The 23,567-nt window shown below is 31.7% G+C and carries 30 protein-coding genes; 11 read left to right on the top strand and 19 right to left on the bottom strand.

Features of this window, described 5'->3' with window-relative positions; all coding sequences use genetic code 11:
* Window positions 1-38: 38 nt before the first annotated feature.
* From Q385_RS0105520 to Q385_RS0105480, 9 genes are all read right to left on the bottom strand, one after another.
* Complete coding sequence (locus tag Q385_RS0105520) at window positions 39-1,880, bottom strand: copper-translocating P-type ATPase (RefSeq protein ID WP_028950712.1); 1,842 nt, start codon at window positions 1,878-1,880, stop codon at window positions 39-41.
* A 68-nt stretch (window positions 1,881-1,948) separates the two neighbouring features.
* Window positions 1,949-2,296 carry a cation transporter gene (locus Q385_RS0105515; RefSeq protein WP_028950711.1) on the bottom strand — a complete coding sequence of 116 codons (348 nt, stop codon included), beginning with the start codon at window positions 2,294-2,296 and terminating at the stop codon, window positions 1,949-1,951.
* A gap of 2 nt (window positions 2,297-2,298) precedes the next feature.
* On the bottom strand, window positions 2,299-2,835 hold the full coding sequence (locus Q385_RS0105510) for a YqhA family protein (protein ID WP_028950710.1): 537 nt from the start codon (window positions 2,833-2,835) through the stop codon (window positions 2,299-2,301).
* Window positions 2,836-2,882: 47 nt separating this feature from the next.
* Window positions 2,883-3,191: a hypothetical protein gene (locus tag Q385_RS0105505; RefSeq protein WP_156925204.1), complete on the bottom strand. Its 309-nt coding sequence runs from the start codon at window positions 3,189-3,191 to the stop codon at window positions 2,883-2,885.
* Window positions 3,164-3,532: a flagellar export chaperone FliS gene (gene fliS / locus Q385_RS0105500; protein WP_028950708.1), complete on the bottom strand. Its 369-nt coding sequence runs from the start codon at window positions 3,530-3,532 to the stop codon at window positions 3,164-3,166. The genes Q385_RS0105505 and fliS overlap by 28 nt, the downstream gene beginning before the upstream one ends.
* Before the next feature lie 10 nt (window positions 3,533-3,542).
* Window positions 3,543-4,847: a flagellar filament capping protein FliD gene (fliD, locus tag Q385_RS0105495; RefSeq protein WP_028950707.1), complete on the bottom strand. Its 1,305-nt coding sequence runs from the start codon at window positions 4,845-4,847 to the stop codon at window positions 3,543-3,545.
* Between the two features lie 21 nt (window positions 4,848-4,868).
* Entirely contained in the window at window positions 4,869-5,264 is a 396-nt protein-coding gene (locus Q385_RS0105490) for a flagellar protein FlaG (RefSeq protein WP_028950706.1), read from the bottom strand.
* A gap of 61 nt (window positions 5,265-5,325) precedes the next feature.
* Window positions 5,326-6,183: a flagellin N-terminal helical domain-containing protein gene (locus Q385_RS0105485; RefSeq protein ID WP_028950705.1), complete on the bottom strand. Its 858-nt coding sequence runs from the start codon at window positions 6,181-6,183 to the stop codon at window positions 5,326-5,328.
* 58 nt (window positions 6,184-6,241) lie between these two features.
* Window positions 6,242-7,165, bottom strand: coding sequence for a sulfurtransferase (locus Q385_RS0105480; RefSeq protein WP_028950704.1), 924 nt, complete (start codon window positions 7,163-7,165; stop codon window positions 6,242-6,244).
* A gap of 91 nt (window positions 7,166-7,256) precedes the next feature.
* Here Q385_RS0105480 and Q385_RS0105475 point away from each other — a divergent pair, with 91 nt between their 5' ends.
* Complete coding sequence (locus Q385_RS0105475) at window positions 7,257-8,384, top strand: citrate/2-methylcitrate synthase (RefSeq protein WP_028950703.1); 1,128 nt, start codon at window positions 7,257-7,259, stop codon at window positions 8,382-8,384.
* Window positions 8,385-8,397: 13 nt separating this feature from the next.
* A complete protein-coding gene (gene ribD / locus Q385_RS0105470) occupies window positions 8,398-9,498 on the top strand; it encodes a bifunctional diaminohydroxyphosphoribosylaminopyrimidine deaminase/5-amino-6-(5-phosphoribosylamino)uracil reductase RibD (RefSeq protein ID WP_028950702.1) in 1,101 nt (366 codons plus the stop codon).
* Here the strand turns inward: ribD and pdxA are convergent.
* Genes pdxA through moeB form a run of 6 tightly spaced genes read right to left on the bottom strand, consistent with a single transcriptional unit; the run spans window position 9,449 to window position 12,389 of the window.
* The gene (gene pdxA, locus Q385_RS0105465) at window positions 9,449-10,438 is read right to left on the bottom strand and encodes a 4-hydroxythreonine-4-phosphate dehydrogenase PdxA (protein ID WP_028950701.1); all 990 of its coding nucleotides are present in this window, start codon (window positions 10,436-10,438) and stop codon (window positions 9,449-9,451) included. The genes ribD and pdxA overlap by 50 nt on opposite strands.
* Window positions 10,432-10,674, bottom strand: a complete 243-nt coding sequence (locus tag Q385_RS0105460) for a DsrH/TusB family sulfur metabolism protein (RefSeq protein WP_028950700.1) — start codon at window positions 10,672-10,674, stop codon at window positions 10,432-10,434. The genes pdxA and Q385_RS0105460 overlap by 7 nt, the downstream gene beginning before the upstream one ends.
* Entirely contained in the window at window positions 10,668-11,021 is a 354-nt protein-coding gene (locus tag Q385_RS0105455) for a DsrE family protein (RefSeq protein WP_028950699.1), read from the bottom strand. The genes Q385_RS0105460 and Q385_RS0105455 overlap by 7 nt, the downstream gene beginning before the upstream one ends.
* 7 nt (window positions 11,022-11,028) lie before the next feature.
* Complete coding sequence (locus tag Q385_RS0105450; protein ID WP_028950698.1) at window positions 11,029-11,331, bottom strand: DsrE family protein; 303 nt, start codon at window positions 11,329-11,331, stop codon at window positions 11,029-11,031.
* Complete coding sequence (locus tag Q385_RS0105445) at window positions 11,328-11,561, bottom strand: sulfurtransferase TusA family protein (protein ID WP_028950697.1); 234 nt, start codon at window positions 11,559-11,561, stop codon at window positions 11,328-11,330. Before Q385_RS0105445 ends, Q385_RS0105450 begins: the two co-directional genes overlap by 4 nt.
* Window positions 11,562-11,570: 9 nt before the next feature.
* Window positions 11,571-12,389: a molybdopterin-synthase adenylyltransferase MoeB gene (moeB, locus tag Q385_RS0105440; RefSeq protein WP_028950696.1), complete on the bottom strand. Its 819-nt coding sequence runs from the start codon at window positions 12,387-12,389 to the stop codon at window positions 11,571-11,573.
* 129 nt (window positions 12,390-12,518) lie between these two features.
* Here moeB and Q385_RS0105435 point away from each other — a divergent pair, with 129 nt between their 5' ends.
* Window positions 12,519-13,301, top strand: coding sequence for a DUF4388 domain-containing protein (locus tag Q385_RS0105435; RefSeq protein ID WP_028950695.1), 783 nt, complete (start codon window positions 12,519-12,521; stop codon window positions 13,299-13,301).
* A 29-nt stretch (window positions 13,302-13,330) separates the two neighbouring features.
* Window positions 13,331-14,110, top strand: coding sequence for a GTPase (locus Q385_RS0105430; protein ID WP_028950694.1), 780 nt, complete (start codon window positions 13,331-13,333; stop codon window positions 14,108-14,110).
* Here Q385_RS0105430 and Q385_RS0105425 read toward each other — a convergent pair.
* Genes Q385_RS0105425 through Q385_RS0105410 form a run of 4 tightly spaced genes read right to left on the bottom strand, consistent with a single transcriptional unit; the run spans window position 14,107 to window position 17,070 of the window.
* Window positions 14,107-14,916 (bottom strand): metal ABC transporter permease, encoded by an 810-nt coding sequence (locus Q385_RS0105425; protein ID WP_028950693.1) that lies wholly within the window; start codon window positions 14,914-14,916, stop codon window positions 14,107-14,109. The genes Q385_RS0105430 and Q385_RS0105425 overlap by 4 nt on opposite strands.
* On the bottom strand, window positions 14,913-15,677 hold the full coding sequence (locus Q385_RS0105420) for a metal ABC transporter ATP-binding protein (protein WP_028950692.1): 765 nt from the start codon (window positions 15,675-15,677) through the stop codon (window positions 14,913-14,915). The genes Q385_RS0105425 and Q385_RS0105420 overlap by 4 nt, the downstream gene beginning before the upstream one ends.
* On the bottom strand, window positions 15,674-16,699 hold the full coding sequence (locus tag Q385_RS0105415) for a zinc-binding dehydrogenase (protein ID WP_028950691.1): 1,026 nt from the start codon (window positions 16,697-16,699) through the stop codon (window positions 15,674-15,676). Before Q385_RS0105415 ends, Q385_RS0105420 begins: the two co-directional genes overlap by 4 nt.
* Before the next feature lie 11 nt (window positions 16,700-16,710).
* Window positions 16,711-17,070 carry a hypothetical protein gene (locus Q385_RS0105410; protein WP_028950690.1) on the bottom strand — a complete coding sequence of 120 codons (360 nt, stop codon included), beginning with the start codon at window positions 17,068-17,070 and terminating at the stop codon, window positions 16,711-16,713.
* Between the two features lie 68 nt (window positions 17,071-17,138).
* Here Q385_RS0105410 and Q385_RS0105405 point away from each other — a divergent pair, with 68 nt between their 5' ends.
* Genes Q385_RS0105405 through Q385_RS0105375 form a run of 7 tightly spaced genes read left to right on the top strand, consistent with a single transcriptional unit; the run spans window position 17,139 to window position 23,565 of the window.
* The gene (locus Q385_RS0105405; RefSeq protein WP_028950689.1) at window positions 17,139-17,810 is read left to right on the top strand and encodes an IclR family transcriptional regulator; all 672 of its coding nucleotides are present in this window, start codon (window positions 17,139-17,141) and stop codon (window positions 17,808-17,810) included.
* Entirely contained in the window at window positions 17,807-19,348 is a 1,542-nt protein-coding gene (gene lnt / locus Q385_RS0105400) for an apolipoprotein N-acyltransferase (protein WP_028950688.1), read from the top strand. Before Q385_RS0105405 ends, lnt begins: the two co-directional genes overlap by 4 nt.
* Before the next feature lie 31 nt (window positions 19,349-19,379).
* Entirely contained in the window at window positions 19,380-20,333 is a 954-nt protein-coding gene (locus tag Q385_RS0105395; protein WP_028950687.1) for a polyprenyl synthetase family protein, read from the top strand.
* A 10-nt stretch (window positions 20,334-20,343) separates the two neighbouring features.
* Window positions 20,344-20,748, top strand: coding sequence for an aspartate 1-decarboxylase (panD, locus tag Q385_RS0105390; RefSeq protein WP_028950686.1), 405 nt, complete (start codon window positions 20,344-20,346; stop codon window positions 20,746-20,748).
* A 31-nt stretch (window positions 20,749-20,779) separates the two neighbouring features.
* Complete coding sequence (locus Q385_RS0105385) at window positions 20,780-22,081, top strand: lytic transglycosylase domain-containing protein (RefSeq protein WP_028950685.1); 1,302 nt, start codon at window positions 20,780-20,782, stop codon at window positions 22,079-22,081.
* Window positions 22,078-23,139, top strand: coding sequence for a flavodoxin-dependent (E)-4-hydroxy-3-methylbut-2-enyl-diphosphate synthase (gene ispG / locus Q385_RS0105380; RefSeq protein WP_028950684.1), 1,062 nt, complete (start codon window positions 22,078-22,080; stop codon window positions 23,137-23,139). Before Q385_RS0105385 ends, ispG begins: the two co-directional genes overlap by 4 nt.
* A complete protein-coding gene (locus tag Q385_RS0105375) occupies window positions 23,140-23,565 on the top strand; it encodes a hypothetical protein (RefSeq protein WP_028950683.1) in 426 nt (141 codons plus the stop codon). It abuts the gene before it with no gap.
* The last annotated feature ends 2 nt before the right edge of the window (window positions 23,566-23,567 follow it).

The following is a 23,567-nucleotide window of genomic DNA, read 5'->3' as shown; positions in this document are numbered from 1 at the left end:
ATACATAGAAAAATCTATGTCAAAAATGATTTTTATCATTAGATATAGATGTATCTTAATTTTAAAGCGTTTAGGACTACCGTTATAGAGCTAAAACTCATTGCAAGTCCTGCATACATTGGGTTTAAAAGAATGCCAAAAAATGGATATAACAATCCTCCAGCTATAGGAATGCCTATTATGTTGTAAATGTATGCCCAGAAAAGATTTTGTTTTATAGTTTTTAAGCCTTTTTGACATAAGTTTATAGCTTTTATTACGCCTCTTAAATCACTTTTTAGTAGTATTATACTTCCTGATTCTTTTGCTAAATCTGAAGCTGTCTCAACTGCAATTCCTATATCACTTTCTACCATAGATGGAGCGTCGTTGATTCCATCTCCTACAAATACAACAATAAAGCCTTTCTCTTTTAAGTCTTTTATAAAGTTATACTTGTCAAGTGGAGTTAAATCATAATAAAACTCTTCAATACCTACTTCTTTAGCTACTTTTTCTGCAACCTTTTGATTGTCCCCAGTCAGCATTACAACTTTTATGCCTTTGTTTTTTAATTTTTCTACAACTTCTTTACTTTCTGGTCTTATACTATCAGATATTGAAAAAGCTCCGTAAACTTTACCATCTAAAACGCCAAATATAACTGTATTTCCTTTTTCTTTATTTTTTAAGTAAAATTCTTCAAATTCTTTTTCTAATTGAATGTTCATCTCCTCTAAAAATTTTTTATTACACATAATAACTTTACTACCTTTGTAAACTCCCACAACACCTTTACCAATTACTATCTGTTTATCTTCAATATCTACATACTCTACTGGGAACTGTAAAATACTTTGAGCAACGGGATGGTTTATACCTTTTTCTAAAGATACAAACACAGGTAGAAAGTCTTTGACTATGTAGTCTTCTACTTTCATTCTTCCTTCTGTTAATGTTCCTGTTTTGTCAAAGATTACATAATCTATTTTTTCTGATTTTTCTATAACTTCAGGTTCTTTAAAAAGAAGCCCTTCTTTTGCACCTCTTCCAACAACGTTTACAATGGTTATAGGAGTTGCAAGCCCTAAAGCACATGGACAGGCTATAACTAAAACAGAAATTGCAGCTGTTAAAGAAAAGTTAAGTGGATAACCTAAAAAGTACCAAATATCAAAAACTATAATTGATATAATTAAAACAGCAGGGACAAAGTAAGTAGTTATTCTATCTGCAAGTTTACCTATCTGTGGTTTTTTAGACTGGGCATCTAACAGCAGTTTTATTATCTGATTTAAAACACTGTCCTTTGCATCTTTTATAGCTTTTATCTTAATCAGTCCAGATTTATTTATACTTCCACTTAAAACTGTATCTCCTATCTTTTTATAAACAAGTTTAGACTCTCCTGTTAAAACAGATTGGTCAACCTCAGTCTGTCCTTCTATAATAACTGCGTCAACAGGTATCTTATCTCCAGGTCTTACTATTACGATATCATCTTTTTTAATAGATATAGCATCTACAACCTCTTCTTTTCCATCTACCAATTTTATTGCTTTATCTGGTTTTAAAGATAACAGTTTTTTCATAAACTCTGTTGCAGACTGCCTTGTTTTCAGCTCCAAATATCTACCGATTAAAACAAATGTAATAATAGCAGAAGATCCCTCAAAGTAAAGATGTCTCATTTCAGCTGGAAACAAATCCTTAAAAAACAAAACAGCTACAGAGTAAAAGTACGCAGAAAAAGTACCAATAGTAATAAGAAGGTTCATATCAGCTATTCTATTTTTTAAAGACTTTAAAGAGGATTTATAAAATTCATAACCACCATAAAACTGTATAATAGAAGCTAACAGAAATTGTATATAATTTGAAAAAGAGAAGTGGAAAAACATAGATAAAACTACAATTACAAAGAGAGGAATAGAAATTAAAACTCTTTTTTTAAGAGATGAAATCTCTTCTAACTTTTTTTTTCAAAGCTTTCTAAATCAAGAGATGCATCGTATCCTAACTCTTTTATTTTTTCTATTATCTGTTCTTTTTTTATCTTTGATGGGTCGTATAGAAATTCTCCCTTAGAAGTAGCAAAGTTAACGGTAGCAGATTTTATCCCACTGACTAATTTTAAAGTAGCTTCTATTCCAGCTGCACATCCAGCACAATGCATTCCAGATATGTTAACTTCAAGCTTTTCTAATTCTCCTGATTCTTGATTTTCCTCTTCTTTCTTTTTATCTTTTGAGAAAAAAAACCAGCTTATCCCTGATATTATAGTTAGAGAAGTCAGTAAAACAGTTAAATCTTTCATATTTAATGCTCCTCACTTTTTTGAGCTTCGTGGGATTTAGCTAATAAGTATATAGCCAACGCTATTAAAAATATTCCAATTCCAAGATATAGCAAGTTTAATACTTCTTCATAACTGTATTTAACCGCGTGTTTAAAAAACGTAACGATTAAAACCATAACTATTACTTTAGCTAATTTGTCTTTAAGCTGGTCTAACGAGTGTACAATTAATATTTTAGAAGACCTTGTATCTTTTTCTGCGTAGTCAATTTTACTTACAAAAAGCTCATAAAGTCCTATTCCAAAAATAAGTAAAACTGTGGATATTAAATATGCATCTATCGCACTTATAATGTGAGTAATTGCATCTTTATGAAACTGTTCGTATACTTCTTGGTCTGAAAAAGCGTGAAAAAGTTCTTTAAAAATAAGTAAAATGTCGTAAGTTCCTATTACAACTAATGTAAAAGATGCCAAAATTGAAGCTATAACAGAAAATACAACTATTAGCCTTGATTCCCATAAAATCCTTTCAAAAATCTGCTCTAATTTGTTCAAGTAGTTTCCTCCGCCAGATTTTTAAATTATTTTACCATAGGAGAAAATTAGATTATGTCTGATAGAAGTTTATAAGCCTGCTGGATTAACTTCTCTTCTTTTTGTTTATCTTTAAGGATTTTTATGATTTTGTCTGATTTTTCTTGAAGTATACTGTTTATTAAGTTTATTTTTTCTAAAATAACTTGTGCAGAATGTTGGTCTAAAGGATTATCTTTTAAATAACATTCTATCTCATTTGCTAACTTACCTAAATCTTCGAGATAGTAAGGTTCTTCTGAGATTTGGGATTCTAACACTAATCTATCTATCTTATCAATAAGATCTTTTAAGACTTGGTTGCTAATTCTTCCCACCCACTTTTAACAGTATCTAAAACTTTAATAACATTTTGTAATCTCTCTACATCATTTTTTAGATTTGCTAGTTGTATCTCTCTTTCACAAAAAGAGTATATATCTTCTAAATTTCTTGCTATTTCTCCACCTTTTTCAAAGTCAAGTCCTAAACGAAGTGTAGTAAGTAAGTCAATAGCTTTTGAGATGTTTTCAATTTTACCTTTAATGTTTCTTTTTTCTATATTCTCTATAGCACTTTTCAGCTCCAATATTATACGGTCATAACCCTTTGCTATAATGCCAGCTACAGGGAGAGAATCTAACTCTGTCTTTATATAACTTTGATACGGATTAATCATCTATTTTCTCCTATTTATTTGTTTGTAAACCAAATGTTGCCTGTATTCTTGCGCTTATGTCGTTATATTGAGCTTGTAGATTTTGCATGTATATAAATTGATTTTTAAGAGTTTGTATCTCTGTTTGTATTCTTTTGTTTATCTGGTCTATCATACTCTGTATAGAGTTTATCTGTTTATCGTAAGATTTTAGTTTTGTATCTATAACTCCAGATGTCTGAGTATAATCTTTGAGATAGTTGTAAACATTATCTTTTACCTGAGTTAGAATATCTTGAAGGTCATTAGGATTATTTGTTATCATATCTTGAAGTTTTGTGGTATTTAGTGATATATTTCCATTAGTTCTGTCATACTTTATAACTCCGTTTGTCAAAAGGGGCTCTAACTGCCTGTATAATCCACTTTTTATAATATTTAAGGAATACTCACCACTTAACCTTCCATCTTTACCTGTTTCTTTGTTCAATGTGTTTACAAGGTTGTTATAACCGTTTATTATACTGTTTAAAGCATCAGTGATAGGTTTAGAGTCTTTATTCACAGTTATAGTGGTATTACCAGTCTGATTTACTGTTATAGATAGACCAGGGATGTTAGTAAAGGTATTTGTTGAGCTGTTAATAGTTAACCCTTCATAGTTTATTTGAGCATCTTGAGCTGTTTTTATATGGTCTAATCCAAGTGTAGATATTAGATTACCACTATCTGAAATTGTTAGAGCGTTTTCCTGTCCAGTTTTTGTTCCTGATATAACCAGTTTATACTGAGGGTTTGATTGAGTTCCTACGTTAACAACAGAAGCTCTAAAATCTCCGTTATAGGTTTGTGCCGTCCTATTTATTTCATCAGCTAATGCTTGCAAGGAGAATGTATTGTCATACACAACGTTGTAATCAACACCTTTTATTCTGATTGTTAAAGTTCCAGAAGATAAACCTAAAGGATCATTTTTATCTGAAACTGCGGTTGAAGTTGCATAAACGTCATTCTGTGCAAGTTGGTTAACGGTTAAAGAGTAAGTTCCAGTTTGGACTTGAGTTGGGTCTGTAATAGATACTGTAGCTACATTTGGATTAGACAGAGCTATAGACTTAGCATAAGCGATGTTTGGGTCTGTGATGTTGTTAACAGTGTTTTGTATGTTCTTTAAAATGTTCTGTATATCCGATACAGCTGATTTTTTTGCTGATATAGTTTGCTGTTTTTGCTGAAGAAGTAATATTTGCTGGCTTTTTATAGCTTGTATCTGTTGTAAGACAGAGTTAATATCAAAATTACCTACTAACCCTGTTACACTCAACTCTCCTGCCATAATTATCACCGCCTTTTTTAATTAAACTTTCTCGTTAAACAGAGCTCCTAACATTTTGTTTATGTTTTTAATTATGTTAATCATGTAATCTGGTGGTATCTGTCTTATTACCTTATTAGTTCCAACTTCTACTATTTTAATAATAGGCTCGTTGATTTCTCTGTCGATTTCTATTTTCAATGATTTATTTAGATAACTTATCTTATTCTGGAGCTCTTCTATCAGTTTTTTCAGTTCCTCAGGGTTTTTTAACTGTTCTTTTACTAAATTTTCTAAATTTTTAGTATTATCAGTTACTACTGCTGTTTTTGTTTGAGAAATGTCTTCTTGAATAGTAGGAGTTTTCTCTGCTTGTTGTAAGTTTATTTGGATATCTTGAAGTTGCACTGGTAATTTATCTAATGCGTTTATATTCATGGCTACTCACCTGCTATCAGTTTTTAAAATAGGGGAGTCTTACTCCCCCTATTTAATTATATTACCTTAAAAGCTGTAGGACAAGTTGGTTTTTAGCGTTAGCTTGAGCGAGCATTGCAGTACCAGACTGCATTAAGATTTGAAGCTTTGTGAAGTTAGCCATTTCGTTAGCCATGTCTACGTTTCTGATTCTGCTTTCTGCTTCTTGTGTATTTACTCTTGATGTTTCGTTGTTAGATATGATTTTTTCAAGCTCTATTTGGTATGAACCAAACTTAGCTGCCATATCGTCTACAACTTTGATTAAATCATCTACTGTTTTTACTGTAGCATTTGCTTTAGTTTGAGAAGTTACATCTATACAGTATCCAGTAGAACCTATTGTAATTGTAGATACAGCTGTAGTTGATGTTCCAGCAGTTGCAGTAGCCTGAGATGTTACTATTGCTAATTCTTGGTCTTTTCTTCCACCATAATGGATTGTAAATGTTGTAGAGCTGGAACCACTAAATAAATTTATTCCGTTAAACTCTGTATCTTTGAATATTTTAGCTATAGAATCTACTAAGTTGTTAATGTCTTGTTGGATTTGTCCTCTGGAAGTGTCGTCAGATGTGTTTGATGCTTGAATTGCTTTTGCTTTAATGTCATTTAGTATGTCGTATACTTCTTTTAGAGCACCTTGAGCTATCTGTGCTATGCTGATACCGTCGTTAGCGTTTCTTGTTCCTTGTGCTAATGAAATTGCATAAGTCTTTAATTGGTCTGAAATGAAGTAACCTGCTGCATCATCTGCTGCTCTGTTGATTCTGAATCCTGTTGATAGTCTTTCAAGTGATTTGTTTAGCGCAGATTCTGTTCTGTTTAAGTTTACAAGTGTAAAGTCTGCTGAGTAATTGTAATTAATTCTCATTGCCATGTCTATTTACCTCCTAAAAGTTTTTTCAATTTTATTATCGTAAGTTTTTAAAAATTTTTTAGCGTTCTCTAAATTTTTCTTTTTCTATAGGGAGGGTTTCGTCATTGCCCCATTCGTACCAACTTCCAGTGTATATTTTTAGATTTTTAGCACCTAAGGCTTTTAAAGGGATAAAAACAAAAGAAGACCTGTTTCCTATAGTGCAGTAAAGTATGATTTTCTTGTTAAAGTCTATGTTAAGCTTCTTTACATCTTCTTGTAATTTTTCAAATGGTCTATAAGTGGTATCTTTACCTGCAAACCATCTCCAGTACACAAACTTTGCACCGGGTATATGTCCAGACCTTTTTATATCTGTCATTTCCTGCCTTCCTGTAAATTCTAAAAATGTTCGTGTATCTATAAGTAAAATGTTGTCATCTATATCTTTTTGATAGTTTTCTACATGTTTTAAAACTTCTTCTTTAGATGCTACTACTTCGTACCTTGGTTTTACTTTAAATGTTGCTTTTTTTCTTGGTTTTTCATCTCCTGACTCTGTAGGCAGTCTTTCATTTTTCCAAGCTTTAAATCCCCCATCTAATATTCTTAAGTTTTTATCATCTACACCCATAGAGTAAAGTAAAAACCATAAGTAAGATGCTTTATTAGGAAGTTCGTCATAGTAAATGATGTAAAAATTGTTAGGTGTTAAGCCTTTTTCTGAAAAAATTTTTTCTGCAGTTTTAGGACAAAGTGGTAAATAATTACATTTTTGCTTTTCATTATTTTTTATCGCTATATCTTGCAACGATAAACTATCAATGTTAATAGATGAAGGTATGTGTTCTTTTTTGTAAGTTTCTTTGTCTTCTGTGTAAATAAATACTACATTTTTGTTATTTAAAAGATTGTGGGCTTCTTTCGGTGATATGGTATAAAGCCTTTCACCTGCCAATGAAAAAGTAAATAGAGATAAAATTAAACTTATTAGGTACAACATTTGAAAAACCTCCTGAAGTTTATTCTTGCTAAATTCTAATATTCTGTTTAAATTTTTTTAATGACAATAATCAAAATTAAAGGTGATAAAAATGCAAGTTTATGAAGGATTGGCTGGTATCCCAGTTGTAAAGTCAAGTATAAGCTACGTAGATGGAGAAAATGGTATTTTAGAATATAGAGGAATACCAATACAAGAGTTGGTAGAAAACTCTAACTTTTTAGAAGTGTCATACTTGCTTATCTTCGGAAAAATTCCTGATGAAAAGGAGTTATTAAAGTTTGAGTTAGATATTAAAGAAAATCTGAAATACTCTGAAAGAATTTTAGATATATTGAAGTCTTTACCAAAAAATTTACATCCTATGAAAATATTACAAAGTTTAATTCCTGTATTTGCTTTTGATGACATAGATACAGATATAATGAAAGAAGAAAACAAGTATAGACAGACTGTAAGAATAATGGCGATAGTTCCTGTTGTTATAGCTTTTTCAAAAAGATTAAAAGAAGGAAAAGAAATAGTTTTTCCAAATAAAAATTTTTATTACACTGAAAATTTTCTTTATATGCTAAAGGGTAAACCTGTAGAAAAAATTTATTGGCAAACGTTAGATAAAACTTTAATCTTACATGCAGAGCATACCATAAATGCATCTACATTTACAGCGATGGTAGTTGTTTCAACATTAGCAGACCTTTACGCCTGTGTTTCTTCTGCAGTAGGTTCATTGTCTGGAAGATTACACGGTGGAGCAAATGAAGAAGTATATAAAATGTTATCTTCTCTTCCAAACGATGAGAAAATAATAAGAGAGTATATAAAAGAGAAGTTGAAAAATAAAGATAAAATTATGGGCTTTGGACATAGAATCTACAAAACTTATGACCCAAGAGCAAAAATAATGAAATACCTTTTAGAAAAGCTTCAGAAAGAAAAATCTACGCCTCTTTTAGAAAAAGCTGAAATCTTTGAAAAAATAGCATTAGAATACTTAGAAGAGAAAAAAATTTATACAAACATAGACTTTTATTCAGGAGTGTTATACTCTCAGATGGAAATACCTTCAGACTTTTATACAACTATATTTGCAATGGCAAGAGTTCCTGGCTGGATATCCCACTGTATAGAGTATGTCAGAAATAATAAACTCTTTAGACCAACTCAAGTTTACGACGGAGGACACAACATTCATTATAAAGATATAAGATCTTTATGATAAAATTCTATTTATGGAAAATTTAGAACACTATATGAACATAGCATTAGATTTAGCAAAAGAGAGGAAAGGATATACCCATCCAAATCCTACCGTTGGAGCTGTTATTGTAAAAGACGGCAAAATCATAGGAAAAGGTTTTCATTACAAAGCAGGAATGCCCCACGCTGAAAGGGAGGCTATAAAAGACGCTAAATCCAAGGGTTTTGACCTTAAAGGTTCTACAATGTTTGTAAGTTTAGAACCTTGCTGTCATTACGGCAAAACTCCTCCTTGCACAGAAGCTATATTAGAAGAAGGTATAAGTAAAGTAGTAGTTGCTACATTAGACCCAAATCCGTTAGTTGCAGGAAAAGGTGTTGAAATCCTCAAACAAAAAGGTGTAGAAGTAGTAGTAGGAATGTTAGAAAAACAAGCACAAAAAATAAATGAGGACTTTTTTGTATACATAACCCAAAAAAGACCTTTTGTTCATATAAAGGTAGCTCAAACGATAGATGGAAAAATAGCAACTAAAACAGGAAGCTCCAAGTGGATAACTTCCCAAGAGTCAAGAAGATACGCACACATACTTAGAAATCAGGCAACAGCTGTTTTAGTAGGCTCAAATACTGCACTGCTTGATAACCCTTCTTTAACAGTTAGACACGTCAAAACCGATAGACAACCTGTAAGGGTTTTATTAGATAGTAAATTAAAAGTTCCTTTAGATTACAATATTTACAATAAAGAAGCTGACACAATAGTTATCACTTCAAAAGAAGCTGACCCTTATAAAAAGGAGATACTTTCGAAACAACCTAACGTAAAAGTATTTACGTTAAATACTTACAACGGTAAGTTTAAAATCAAAGACATTCTTGAGATTTTATATCAAAATCAAATAGTTCATCTACTGGTTGAAGGAGGAAAAGAAGTTATCACTTCCTTTATTAAAGAAGGTTTTTGGGATAAAATTTCTCTTTTTGTAGCTCCAAAGATAGTAGGAGAAGACGGAATATCATCTTTTGGTAGTTTAGGAATAGAGGATATAAATGAAAGTATAAAACTTAAAGTAGAAGATTTTAAACGGTTTGAAGATGATTTTTACTTTGAGTGTTATAAGCAAGTTTAACAGCTAACTTAACAGCTTCTATAAAAGAAGAAGGGTCTGCTATGTTTTTTCCAGCTATATCATAACCTGTTCCATGGTCTGGAGAAGTTCTAATAAAGTTTAAGCCAAAAGTGATGTTTACGGCTTTTCTAAAACACAACAACTTTAAAGGTATTAAACCTTGGTCGTGGTACATTGCTACATAAAAATCAAACTCTTTATATCTATTAAACCCAGTGTCAGCTGATAAAGGATAGGTAATATCTACTCCTTCATTAAGAAGCTGATTTACTGCTGGTATTATTATTCTATTTTCTTCATCTCCTATGTTTCCGTTATCAGAAGCGTGAGGGTTTAGACCTACTATCGCTATTTTTGGTTTTTCTATGCCAAACTTCTCTTTTAACTCTTTATTTATAAGTCTAACTTTTGAGACTATCTTTTCTGTTGTAATACTTTTAGGTACATCTTTAAGAGGTATGTGGGTTGTAATCAGTCCTACTTTTATCTTTTTACACATCAATACCATAACATACTCTTTTGCTTGTGAGACTTCTGCCAAATAGTCAGTATGCCCTGCGTATTTAAATCCAGCTTCCATAATCCACCTTTTTGAGATAGGCAGGGTCACCAGTGCATCGGTTTTATTATATAAAATGTCTTTTACAGCTGATTCTAAAAATACTACAGATGCTTTTCCTGACAAAATAGATGGGCTTCCAGCTTGAAAGTCTTCATCAAAAAGATTTATAAGATAGTATCCAGACTTTTTTACTTCTTCAGGACTGTTAATTAATGTAAAATTAGCAGTTAAACCTAAATTTTTTGCAGTTTTATCTAAAACTTTTTTTCCACCATAGATTATGTAAGCATTGTTTTTAGGAAGTTTATTTAAAGACTTTATAAGTATCTCAGGGGATATTCCAGAAGGGTCTCCAAGGGATATGCCTACTTTTACCATACAACTACTTTATTTGCTTTTTCAATTAAATTGAGAATATCTTCATAATCTAAAAGTTTATTTTCTGGAATTTTAATTCCTCTTGCAATAACATCTTCCTTACAGGCATACCAGTTAGATATAGATGGCTGTCTTAAAACCGCATCTTGTATAAGTATTAAAACATCATTATCAGAGATTAAATCTGCAATAGGAAATTCTGCAGGCTTTTTTATGAGATAAACTGTATCTACCATGTAATTACAACCTCTGCCTCGTTTATTATCTGGCATATATCGTCTTTAGACAGCAACTCAATTTCTACACCAAAATCTTTTAGTTTTGTAATGCCTCTATCTCCCAGACACTCTTTGTTTACAATAATCCTTGCGTTTAACATACCCAGAGCTTCAATAGATTTGTCAAAAGAAGGAACTCCTATTAGGTTTGAATTCCAGTTTGTAAGGGCAAAAACTCCATCTCTCATAAAAACAACGCTTACTTGATGGTCTAACGCCATGCCAACGGCTTGTCTTAAAGCTTCAAACGTTTTCCACCCAAAAGGGTTTGACTTTATAATAGATACAACTTTTTTCTTTGCCATAACACACCTAAGATAGATTTATAACTTTATCAGATTCTCCTATCAACTTTGAAAGCCCATACATACTGCTACTTTCTGCAAATGAATGAGGATTTATTTTCCTTTCTTCTGCGTTATGAGCACAGTAGTAAAGTTTTACACCGTCATCAGCTAACTCTTTGACTTTATCGTGGTTTAAGCAGTAGGTTCCATTAGCCATAAAAAATATAGACACTTTGTCATTTCTTTTTATACCAGCTTTTGCAAATTTAATCATAGTGTTAAAATCAGCTGAGTAAGGATTACTTGCCATTACAATAAGTAGTTTCATTTTTCCTTTCTCACTATTACTTCCCAAAGGTTATCACCTATTTGATTTACAGCTAACACTTTTTGACCTTCCATCTCCATGCTTTTAGGCACGTTTTCAACAGAAGGTTTATAGTCTAGTATTACTCTTAAAATCTGCCCTTTTTCCATCTGCTCCATTATCAATTTACTTTTTACAAATGTAAAAGGGCAAACCTCACCTTTTAAATCCAACTCTCTATCTATCTGCATCTTTCACCTCTAAAATCTTACTTCACAAGCTTGGTCGTACTCTATAAGTTCTGTTATAGTTGGATTTTCACCGCAAAGTTCACACTTAGGATTTTTTCTAAATTTAACGGTTCTAAACTCTGTCTTTAAAGCATCAAACACTAAAAGTTTTCCTATTAGTGGCTCTCCAATTTCTAATATCAGTTTTAGAGCTTCGTTTGCTTGTAATGTTCCCATTATACCTCCAACTACGCCAAGCAAACCAGCTTCTTGACATGATGGTACAAGCCCCGGAGGTGGTGGTTCAGGGATAAGACATCTATAACACGGAGAGCTTTCTTTATTTCTGTAATCAAATACCGTTAACTGTCCTTCAAACCTGAGTATTGCAGCTGACACAAGAGGTTTTCCAAGCATATAACATGCATCGTTAACTAAAAATCTTGTAGGAAAGTTATCTGACCCATCTAAAACTATATCAAAATCTTTAACTATATCTAAAACGTTTTCTTTTGTTATCTTTTGGTTGTAGGCTATAACCTTTACATCTGGATTTAAAGCTTCAACAGTCATCTTTGCAGATTCTACTTTTGGCACTCCTACTCTTGAAGTGTTGTGGAGAATCTGTCTTTGAAGGTTAGAAAAATCTACTACGTCAAAGTCAACTATTCCTATTGTTCCAACACCTGCAGCTGCCAAGTAGTATATAGACGGAGAGCCAAGACCACCAGCACCTATCACTAAAACTTTAGCATTTAAAAGTTTCTGCTGTCCAACACCTCCAACTTCTGGAAGTATTATATGTCTACTGTATCTTTTTATCTGCTCTTCTGTAAAGCCAAAACTCATTTCATCACCTCTATGGATAGAAATTATAAAAAATATATCCTATTACAAAATTATATCACTTTTTAGGATTTTTGAAATTGGTTTAGATTATAATAATTAAGAAAGTCTATTAATCAAGGTGGTTAAATTATGATAAGTTCAGGAGATCTTATAACATTTAATCTCGTTGATATACTTCAGATAATAAGCTCCGAAGAAAAAGATTGCATATTGGTAATTGAAAATAAAGAAATTGGAACTTATGGAATATACTTTTACAAAGGAAATCCAGTTTATATAAGAAAGGTTAAAAGAAATTTTTTACTATACCTTGATTTAGACTTCAAAACTGTTTTAAAAAGAGATAAAGTAGCCAAGGAAGACCTGTTTAAGAACTTATCTACTTATTTACCTTTAGTTTTAGAACTAAAAGAAGGGAAATTTTCAATAACTTCTGGATTTATAAAATACACTGAAGACATTCCTGTTTACATAGAATCTATTAAACTAATAATCATTTTATCTAGAAACTTAACCCTTGAAGAAGTCAACAGAAAAATAACGGACTTACACTTAATTTACGAGAAAAATCCTGATTATGAAGATAAACTAAAAAAACTAAATTTAAACGATAAGGAAAAAGATATACTTAATCTTATAAATGGGTCTAACAAAGTGTCTGACATTATAGTGAAGCTTCATTTTGAAAGGGTTCTTGAAAGTGAAAAGTTAAATTCCATCACTCAAAATAAGGAATTTGTAGAAAAACTTTATCAGGAAACAGAGTTAGACGTAAAAAGAACTTTGTATGGTTTTTTAGCAGCTGGATTGATAAGGAAACAAAAACCATTTAAAAAGCCAGAAAATATACTCGATAGAATACTTATCTATCTTGAAAAGAAGAATATTAAAGGTACCTTAAAAAATATATAAATTTAAAAATTTTTTAGGAGACTAAAGAAGTGGAAAAGCCAAGAGAGTGGTTAAGGGAAAAAAGTATAGCGAAAAAGGTTTTAAAAGAGTCTAATGTAGTCTTAGAGGTTGTTGATGCAAGAATACCACTTATTACAAGAAATTCAGTTGTAGAGTCTCTAGCAAAAGAAAGGAATAAAAATTTAATAATCGTTTTAAATAAATCTGATTTAGTTCCAAAAGACTTTTTAGAACAGGCTAAAAGCTTAATAGAAAAAGATTTTCCAGTAATAGTATTTTCAGCTCATAAAAACATTGGTGTTAATCAGCTGTTAGAAAAGATAAAAGAGTATGCTAAAGAGAAACAGATAGTAAAAGTAGGAGTTTTAGGCTATCCTAACGTAGGAAAGTCTTCTGTTATAAACGCTTTAAAAAAGAAAAAAGTGGCAACTACCTCTCCAAAACCCGGAATGACTGTAGGAGAAAAGCTGATAAAATTAGATGAAAACATATACTTGATAGACACTCCAGGAATAATAACCCTTGAGTATCAAGAAGATTTAGCATTAAAAGGGTCTTACATTCCAGATAAACTACCTTACCCTGCAGATGTTGCTGTGAAGCTGATTGAAAAAATACTTCAAAACAAAAAAGAAGCTCTGGAAGAAGCTTACAAAGTGAAAGTCTCTAATGACCCACTACAAACCCTTGAAATAATAGGAAAAAAGTTGAACTACAAAGTATCAGGTGGTGAAGTTGACTACGACAGGACGGCCAAAAAAATCCTCTGGGACTGGATAAAAGGGCATATAAAAGCATACTGGCTTTAACTTATCTGAAATAATTTTTTTACTAATAACACTACAAAAAATATCAAAGAATAAACAATAACTATAGTTGACCCTGATGGTAGATTATACTCAAAGGATAAAAATATTCCTACTAAAACGACTATTATGCTTATTGAGATAGACGCTAATATTATACTTTTGTATCTCCAAAACAGTTGAGATGCTACAGCTGCAGGAAGTATTATCATAGCAGAAGAAAGAATAGACCCAACCAACTTAATCGATAAAACCGTTGCAATGGCTATTATTGTTATAACGCCGTAGTATAAAAAGTTAGTTTTAACCCCACCTATGTAGGCAAGGTCTTCGTCAAAACAGCAATACATTAACTTTTCAAGGTTGTAAAACAAAAATATCAAAGAAATTACAGAAAATATAAAAATCATCACAATATCTTCGGACGATATAGTCAAAATATTACCAAATAAGAATGCAAAAAGGTCAGAGTTGTAATTGTTAGAAAAAGACATCACAACAACACCAAGAGCCATAGAAAAAGAAAGTAAAATACCTATAGAAACATCTTCATGCACTTGTCCTTTTTTACTTATGTATCCTATCAAAATTCCCACTAAAACAGCAAATATACTTCCTACTATTGTAGGGTTAACGCCTAAGAAAAATCCTATGGCAAGACCGCCAAATGCAGCATGGGATATACCTATGTTTATAAAAGACCATCTTTTTACAAACACAAACAAAGATAAAACAGACAGTAAAACTGCAATTAAAAAACCACCAACTATGGCATTTCTTATAAAAGGAATAGATAAAAGCTCAATCAATGTTTAACCTCTATGTTAAAATGTTGACAAGTAAAACACTCGGGAGAGTGGATAAGAAGCTTTACTTCAGAGCCATACAGCTTTTCTAAAGACTCTTTAGATAAAAAGTTTACATACTCCCCAAGATAGTGGAGTTTTCTATTTAAACCAACCACTTTAGTTGTAAAAGACCCTACAGCTCCTATATCGTGGGTAACCATTATTACTGTTATTCCTTTTTCTTTGTTTAATTTTTTTATAAACTCATAAAAACTCTCCTGTGCTACTACGTCAACTCCTGTAGCAGGCTCGTCTAAAATAAGTATCTCAGGCTCAGATATTACAGCTCTTGCTATCATTACCCTCTGTTGCTGCCCTCCTGATAATTTTCCAAAAGGGCGGTCTTTAAACTCCTCCATTCCTACATATTGTAGATACTCTAAAACTTTTTTTTCTTTTTCTTTTCTGTCTAACTTTGAGTTTATCAAACCAAACATTACAACGTCAAAAGCTGATACTGGAAAGTCTTTATCGTAGTTAGACCTTTGTGGAAGGTACCCAACTTTACCTGATTTTACATACTCTTGTGGAGTTTTTCCTTCAATTAAAACAACTCCTTTTGATGGTTTTATAAAACCTAAGATAACCTTTACAAGGGTAGTTTTACCTCCACCGTTTGGTCCTACTATTGCAACTATCTCTCCTCTCTTTATCTCAAGAGAGATATCTTCAAGTATAACGTTTGAGTTTATTTCAACATATAAATTTTCAATTTTTATCATACTCTTACCACGATTTTTCCGAAAAACTGCCTACTTAGAAGTTTTTCATAGGCTTTTTGGACATCTTCTAAATCAAATATAGAATCTATAACTGGGTCAAGTTTGTCAGGGAAGAGTTTTAACATATCTGCAAACTCTCCTTTTGTACCCATATATACTCCGTGAATCGTAAGATTTTTACCAAAAACATACCTTAAGTTAATTTGAGTGTCAGCTCCTGTTGTTGAGCCAAACGTTATAACTTTTCCTCCCCTTTTTGCACATAAGAGAGAGTGAGGGAATGTTGTTGCACCGATGTGGTCTACAACAATATCACAAAGTTGATTATTTGTAAACTCTTTAACTTTTTCTACAAAATTTTCTTTGTTGTAATTGATAACAAAGTCAGTTCCTATCTCTTTACACTTTTCTACTTTCCAATCATCTCCTACGGTTGTTATAACTGTTGCGTTGTAAAGTTTAGCTATCTGGATTAGAGCCGTTCCAACACCACTTCCTCCACCATGAATTAAAATTATATCTCCCTGTTTTATTTTAGCCCTTGTTATTAACGAATGCCAAGAAGTTATATAGGTAATGGGAATACAGCTTGCTTTTTCAAAAGATAAACTATCTGGAATTTTAAAAACATTTACAGCTGGAACTTTTACATACTCTGCTGAAACCCCATCTTCTAAAACTCCAAGTGGTCTAAAACTATTGCATTCGTTATCTCTTCCTGATAGACATTTTTCACAAACGCCACAAGACAGCCCAGAGAATATAACTACCCTATCTCCTTCCTTTAAATGTTTTACATTTTTTCCCACTTTTGCAACTATTCCAGATCCATCAGATGCAAATATGTGAGGTAGTGGTATGTTTGTAGGGTACTTTCCTTCCATAACCCACACATCAAGATGGTTTAATGAAAATGCCTTTATGTTTACCAAAACTTCGTCTTCGTTAATTTCTGGAGTAGGAAACTCTCCGATTTTTATAGCTTTATATCCTTCTAACTTATCATAGTAAGCAGCTCTCATAAATGCCCCCTTTAAGCTTTTTTATTAATAATACTTGAAGACTGTTTTTTTATCTCGCCTTCTGTGGAGTAAGTTGCAGCATTTTCAAATATACTGTCAAATACTGACTCTATAAACTTTAAGTTTGCTTGTGTAAGAGCCATATTGTTTTTTGAAATTTCTTGAATTTCTTTTATTATCTTTTCAAATCCTTTAAAATCTTCGGGGTTGTAGTTTGCAAGTTTAAATAAAATTTCTCTTTTCTCTTCCACGATTTTATTTAGTTTGTCTACAGAGTGAGAGTCATTTATAGCCTTTATTATTAAATCTTTTTCAATTAAAAGAAGCTCTTTTAACTTTTCAAAAAGTTCCTGAATCTCTTGTTTTCCCATAACTTAACCCTTTACAAATCTTGTATGATACAATAATTTTATCACAATGGTAGAGGTATATTTTAATTATGCAACAAAAGGGAGCTAAAAAATCGATAGAAAAAGCGTTAGATTTGTTAGAGGCTTTAAAAGAAAAAGATGATTTAGGAGTCACAGAGCTGAGTAATATACTGGGACTAAATAAAAACAATGTATTTAGAATACTTGCTACATTGGAAGTGAAAGGACTTATAGAGCAAGATGAAGAAACAGGTCATTATAGATTAGGTGTAAAAACATTATACTTAGGATACTCTTTTATTAAAAACCTGACGATTTTAAATCACTCAAAACAGTTTATAAAGAATCTTAGGAATAAAACAAATGAAACTGTTTACCTATCTATGCTCCACCAGAACGATGTTATCTACTTCTACAGTAAAGAAAGTAAATCTTCTGTTTTAGCAAAGTCAAGGCTAGGGAAAAGGTATCCTGCTTTAACTACAGCTGCAGGAAAAGCTATTTTAAGAGCAAAAAAAGAGCTTACTGATATATTTGAAGTTGATTTTGAAGATACTGAAAAAGAAGTTGTAGAAATAGGAACGGTTATAAGAGATGAGTCTGACCATCCTGTTGCAGGGCTTTCTATCGTAGCTCCTGTATCAAGATTAAACAAAAATAACTACGATGGTTTATTTAAACATTACCTACTTGAAACTGCAAAAGAAATAACCAACATAAATAAAATTGTCCTTCCGTGATAAAAAGTAAACTAAAAAATATTTTTATCAGTGGATTAGCAGGACTTTTTTTATCTTTGTCCTTACCAAACTTTTTTATACCATTTTCTTTTTTAATAGGTTTTTCTTTGCTTTTTTACTTGTTTGAAAGGCACTCTACAAAAGATATTTTAATCTACTCTTTTGTGGCTGGAACTGTATTTTCAATATTTTCTTTTTACTGGATAGTTTTTGCTCTTAGCTATTACGGTAGTATTAATTTAATTGTATCATCTGTTTTATTTTTGATATTCTCTTTTGCCTATTCTTTATACACTTTTGTCCTTTTTTCTTTTATTGGTAAAAAGGTTTATCAAAAGTATTCTTTTTATGGATTTTTCCTTCTGCCGTTTGTATGGGTTTTTTTAGAATTTTTAAGAGAGTTTTTTCCTTTTAATGGTTTTAGCTGGAATCTTTTTGGTTATATGTTATCTTACATAAATCCAGTTGCTCAAATTACTTACTACACAAGTATTTACGGACTTTCTTTCTTAGTTTTATTTTTCTCTGTAAGCTTTTACTTAATGATTACAAAGAAAGATTACAGGTTTGTTGTGCTAAATGTTTTTAACGTAGTATTTTTTACTGCGATGTTTGTATGGGGAAATCACAGGATAAACAGTTATACAGACAGTGGAAAGTATTACAAGATAGCTGTTTTACAGGGAAACGTTGAAGAGTCAATGAAATTAAAACCTACTAGAGAGATTAACCTAAAAATAATAGACAGATACATTCAACTTTTAAAACAGGCAAAAGAAAAAGGTGCAGATATAGCAGTTTTTCCTGAGTCAGCTCTTCCTTTTTTTCCTTATATTAACTCTTCTTTAAAGGATTACTTTTTTGAGCAGTTTTCCCTGATAAAAATTCCTATTTTGTCAGGGTTTGATAACGTTTTACTCAAAGAGGATGGTGATATAGACAAGGTTTACAACTCACTGTTTTTAATAGATAAAGATGGTTTTTACATAGATTACTACTCAAAGATTAAACTGGTTCCATTTGGAGAGTACACGCCATTTAGAAACAGCATCTTAGAAAGTATATTTACATACCTTAAAGGGATAGATTTTAGCAAAGGAGAAGGTCAGAAACTACTGATTTACAACAATATGAAAATAGCATCTTTAATATGTTTTGAGTCTATATTTCCTGATTTTGTGGCAAACTTTGTAAACAAAGGAGCTAATGTTATTGTTAACATTACAAACGATGGGTGGTTTGGTAAAACGTCAGCTCCTTATCAACATTTTGAATTGGCAAGAGTAAGGGCAATAGAGAATAACATATATCTTATCAGAGCTGCAAACACAGGAATATCAGCTGTTATAAATCCTGTTGGGACTGTAAAGTCTTTTCTTCCTCTTTACACAGAAGGAGTTTTAATAGAAAAAGTTTACCTTTCTTCTGGAAAAAGTTTTTATAATACTTATAAAACATTCATTTATGTTGGGTTTGTTTTATCTTTTATATTAACATTTTTGCTACTTCAAAGAATTCAGATAAAAAATAATTTATAATGTATTTAGACTTTTCAGCAGGAGTAATGCATTGATAGTTTTTGACAAAGAAAAAGTAGAAAGCACTTTAAGAAAGTATTTAGATTCATCGGTTAACTTTATCTTGCAGGTTGGTGGATACATACTTGATGGCGGTGGAAAAAGAGTTAGACCTTACCTTGTTTTAAAGTTTGCAAGTATGTTAAGAGGATATAACAAAGAAGAAGATTACATCCTATCAGCTGCTTTAGAGTATCTTCATACTGCGTCTTTACTTCATGATGATGTTGTTGATGGGTCTGAAAAAAGAAGAGGAAAACCTACGGCAAACCGAGTTTTTGGAAACGATACAACTGTCTTGGTTGGTGATTACATGTATGCAAATGCTTTGTATCTGTTTTCTATCTATGGTGATATAGATATGATTAAAAATGTCAGTGATAGTGTAAAGAAGATGGCGGAAGGACAACTTTTAGAGCTTAAAAAAATTGCTGACTTTGATACTTCTTTTGATGATTACTACAAGATAGTTTTAGGAAAAACTGCTGTTTTATTTGGAAGCTGTTGTTATGTAGGAACTGCTTTAGTTAGCGATGATAAAGACCTTAAAGAAAATGCCTATCAGTACGGTATTAACTTAGGTGTTGCTTTTCAAATAATAGATGATATACTTGATTATGAAGGTGATGAAGAAAAAGTAGGTAAAAGTTTGATGAACGACCTTAAAGAAGGAAAGATAACTTATCCACTTCTTGTGATTAAAGACTTTTTAAACAAAGAAGACAAAGACTTTATTAAGTCTGTTATCCTTGATAAAAATCCTTCTGTAGAAAGCCTTCTTAAAGCTAAAAAAATAGTAGAGGATTACGGCGGAATAGAAAAGGCAAAAGCTGATGCAGAGAGTTATGTGAGAAAAGCCATTGAAAATTTAAAAGACTTTCCTGATAATAAAGATAAACAAGACCTTGTAAACCTTGCATATTACATTGTTAAAAGAGAAAGTTAAGGAGGTATGCATGTATAGAACTTTACTAAAGTCAAAAGTACACAGAATAAAAATAACAGGAGCTGACCTTCATTACGAAGGAAGTTTAACGTTAGACGAGGCGATTATGGAAGCTGCCAACCTTGTACCTTTTGAAAAGATAGAGGTCTATAACGTAAATAACGGTCAAAGGTTTTCTACTTACGTTATTCCGGGTGTTAGATACTCTGGAGAATGTATTTTAAACGGTGCAGCTGCAAGACTTGGACATTACAACGATATAATAATAATAGCTTCCTATGTGGCAGTTAACGAAAAAGATTTAGAGAACTTCTACGTTGACCTTGTATACATTGACGAAAACACAAATTCAATAAAAGATCATAAAAGGGTGAAGGCGTTAAGTAGTAAAGTTTTTACCTCTGTTGACGAATAAGTATATAAAACTCTATTAACTTGGATAGATTATGAAATTAAGATTATTAGCATATTTATTATTAATGAGTTTTATTTTAACTTCCTGTTCAGTCCAAGTTAGAGAGGTAAAAACAACTACTAAATTACCTTATAAAAAAAATTATTCTGTAGCTAAAGCCTCTGATACACCTAAAGTAAAACAGAATATTAGTCCTACAATTGAAGATAAAACTAACTATTCTGATTCAAAAGCAATAATAGAAGCTGTTAAGTATGGACTTAGTGAAAGTGATAAAAACTATATAACTCAAGAAGCTAAAATACTTGGTATAGAGATTCCAAACGATGAAGATGTAGAGTACTTTATAAATTACTTTACAACTACTAAGAAATCCTTTACAGAAAATGCTTTAAAGCGAGCAAACTACTTTTTACCTATGGTTAAAAGTATATTTATACAAGAAGGACTTCCACCAGAGATGGCTTACCTTGCAGTTGTTGAAAGTGGTTTTAATCCTTATGCTACTTCTCCCTCTAACGCAGCAGGAATATGGCAGTTTATACCATCTACGGCAAAAAGATTTGGACTTAGAATTGATGAGTTTGTAGATGAAAGAAGAGACCCTTATAAATCTACAGTAGCAGCTGCAAAATATCTCAAATCTCTTTATAGTATGTTTGGAAGCTGGGAGCTCGCTATTGCAGGGTATAACTGTGGAGAAAAATGTGTCGCAAAGAGACTTGAAGCTTATAACGGTATTACTTTTAAAGATATAAAAGATTACCTTCCTAACGAAACAAAGGAGTACGTACCAAGATTTTTCGCTATACTTCTTATTGCAAACAACCCTGAAAAGTACGGTTTAGATACAAAGTTTAACGTTTACGACGTTATAAACTTTACAGCTGATAGAGAGATTAACCTTTTAGATTTAGCTAAAGAAAAAAATATAGATTATGATATACTTAAATTTTATAACGCCCATTTAAAGACAGATACTGCCTTTGAAGGAATAAACGTAAATATACCTAAAATAGATACAGCAAGCTTTGATAGAAGATTTATAACATCTCCACCACCAAGAATTTATGCTACCAGTAGAAAGCCAAAAGAAAATCCTAAAGTCGTACCTGAAAATAAACAAGAAAACATTATTACTCTTTTAGAGTTAGATAAAGATAAACCTGAAATTGTAAAAGCAAGTTATAAAATTAAAAAGTACACTGTTAGACCTGGAGATACTCTTTACAGTATTGCAAAAAGATATGGAACAGATGTTGAAACGATAAAAAGATTGAATAATTTAGAAGATAACACAATTTCCGTAGGAATGGAGTTGATAATACCTTGATTAAAAGAAGAAAAACAAGACCAGTATTCGTGGGAAACGTTAAAATAGGAGATGGAGCTCCTATAGTCGTCCAATCAATGACTGACACAAAAACCCACGACATAGAAGCTACTTTAAATCAGATACATAGATTAGCAAAAGCTGGATGTGAGATAATAAGAGTTGCAGTCCCCAGAGAAGAAGATGCTTTAGCACTTCCTGAGATAGTCAAAAACTCACCTATTCCTGTAATAGGAGACATACACTTTTCCCCAAGAATAGCAATGCTATCTTTAGAAAGTGGAATACACGGAATAAGACTTAATCCAGGAAACATAAACGATGAAGAAAAGATAAAAGAGATTTTACAAGAATGTAAAAAAAGAAATATCGCCGTAAGACTTGGAGTTAACTCTGGTTCATTAGAAAAAAGGCTGTTAGACAAATATGGTTATCCATCTGCTGAAGCTTTAGCAGAAAGTGCCCTTTATTGGTCAGAATTTTTTGAAAAGGTTGGATTTACAAACTTTAAAGTCTCAATAAAAGGTTCTGACGTTCTTCAAAATGTAGAGGCAAATAAAATCTTTGCAGAAAAAACAGATATTCCACTTCACGTTGGTATTACAGAGGCAGGACCAAAAGACAGAGGTTCTGTAAAATCAGCTGTAGGTCTTGGAATCTTATTTTACTTAGGGATTGGAGATACTGTAAGAGTATCTTTAACTGCCGACCCAGAAGAAGAGGTAAAAGTTGCATACCAAATACTCCAATCACTTGGGCTTAGAAGAAAAGGTATTGAAATAGTCTCCTGTCCTACATGTGGAAGAATAGAAGTTAATCTTCCTGAAGTAGTAAAACAAGTTGAAGAAAAACTCTCTGGTATAGATAAACCTCTTAAAGTTGCTATAATGGGTTGTGTTGTAAATGCAATAGGAGAAGCAAAAGAAGCTGACATAGGGCTTGCCTGTGGTTATAAATCAGCAATACTTTTTAAAAACGGTCAGCCAATAAGAAAAGTTTCAGAAAAAGAGATGGTAGATGAGCTTCTAAAAGAAATATCTAATATGGACACAAAGTAAATGGAGGGAAAGGAAAAAATATTATATTACGTAGCTGGTTTGTTTGACTGTGGAGGAAAAATTTCTTTTAGAAAAGACCCAAGGTCTAAAACATCAGTTTACCTTCACATAACAATAAAATCAAAAACTCAAGAAGCACTTGAACCTGTAAAGGAGCTCTTTGGAGGAAGTTTAAGAAAAAATAAAAGAAGAGTTTATCTAATACTTAGCCATAAAAAAGCGAGAGAATTTTTAAAAACAATAAAGGATTACACACTCTCAAGCAAAGAAGAGATTGAAAATGTTTTAAAATTATTTGAGATAAAATTTTCAAACCAATATGAAAAGGAAAGAAAAAAGAAAATATTAAAAGAAGTGGTAAAAGATTTTAAAAACACTAAGGTAAAACACGGAAAGAGCTCTGTAAGAAAATTTGTAGAGGAGTGAGG

The sequence above is a fragment of the Sulfurihydrogenibium subterraneum DSM 15120 genome (assembly GCF_000619805.1).
GTDB classification, from domain to species: Bacteria; Aquificota; Aquificia; order Aquificales; family Hydrogenothermaceae; genus Sulfurihydrogenibium; species Sulfurihydrogenibium subterraneum.
This window is presented reverse-complemented; position numbering and strand designations above follow the sequence as displayed.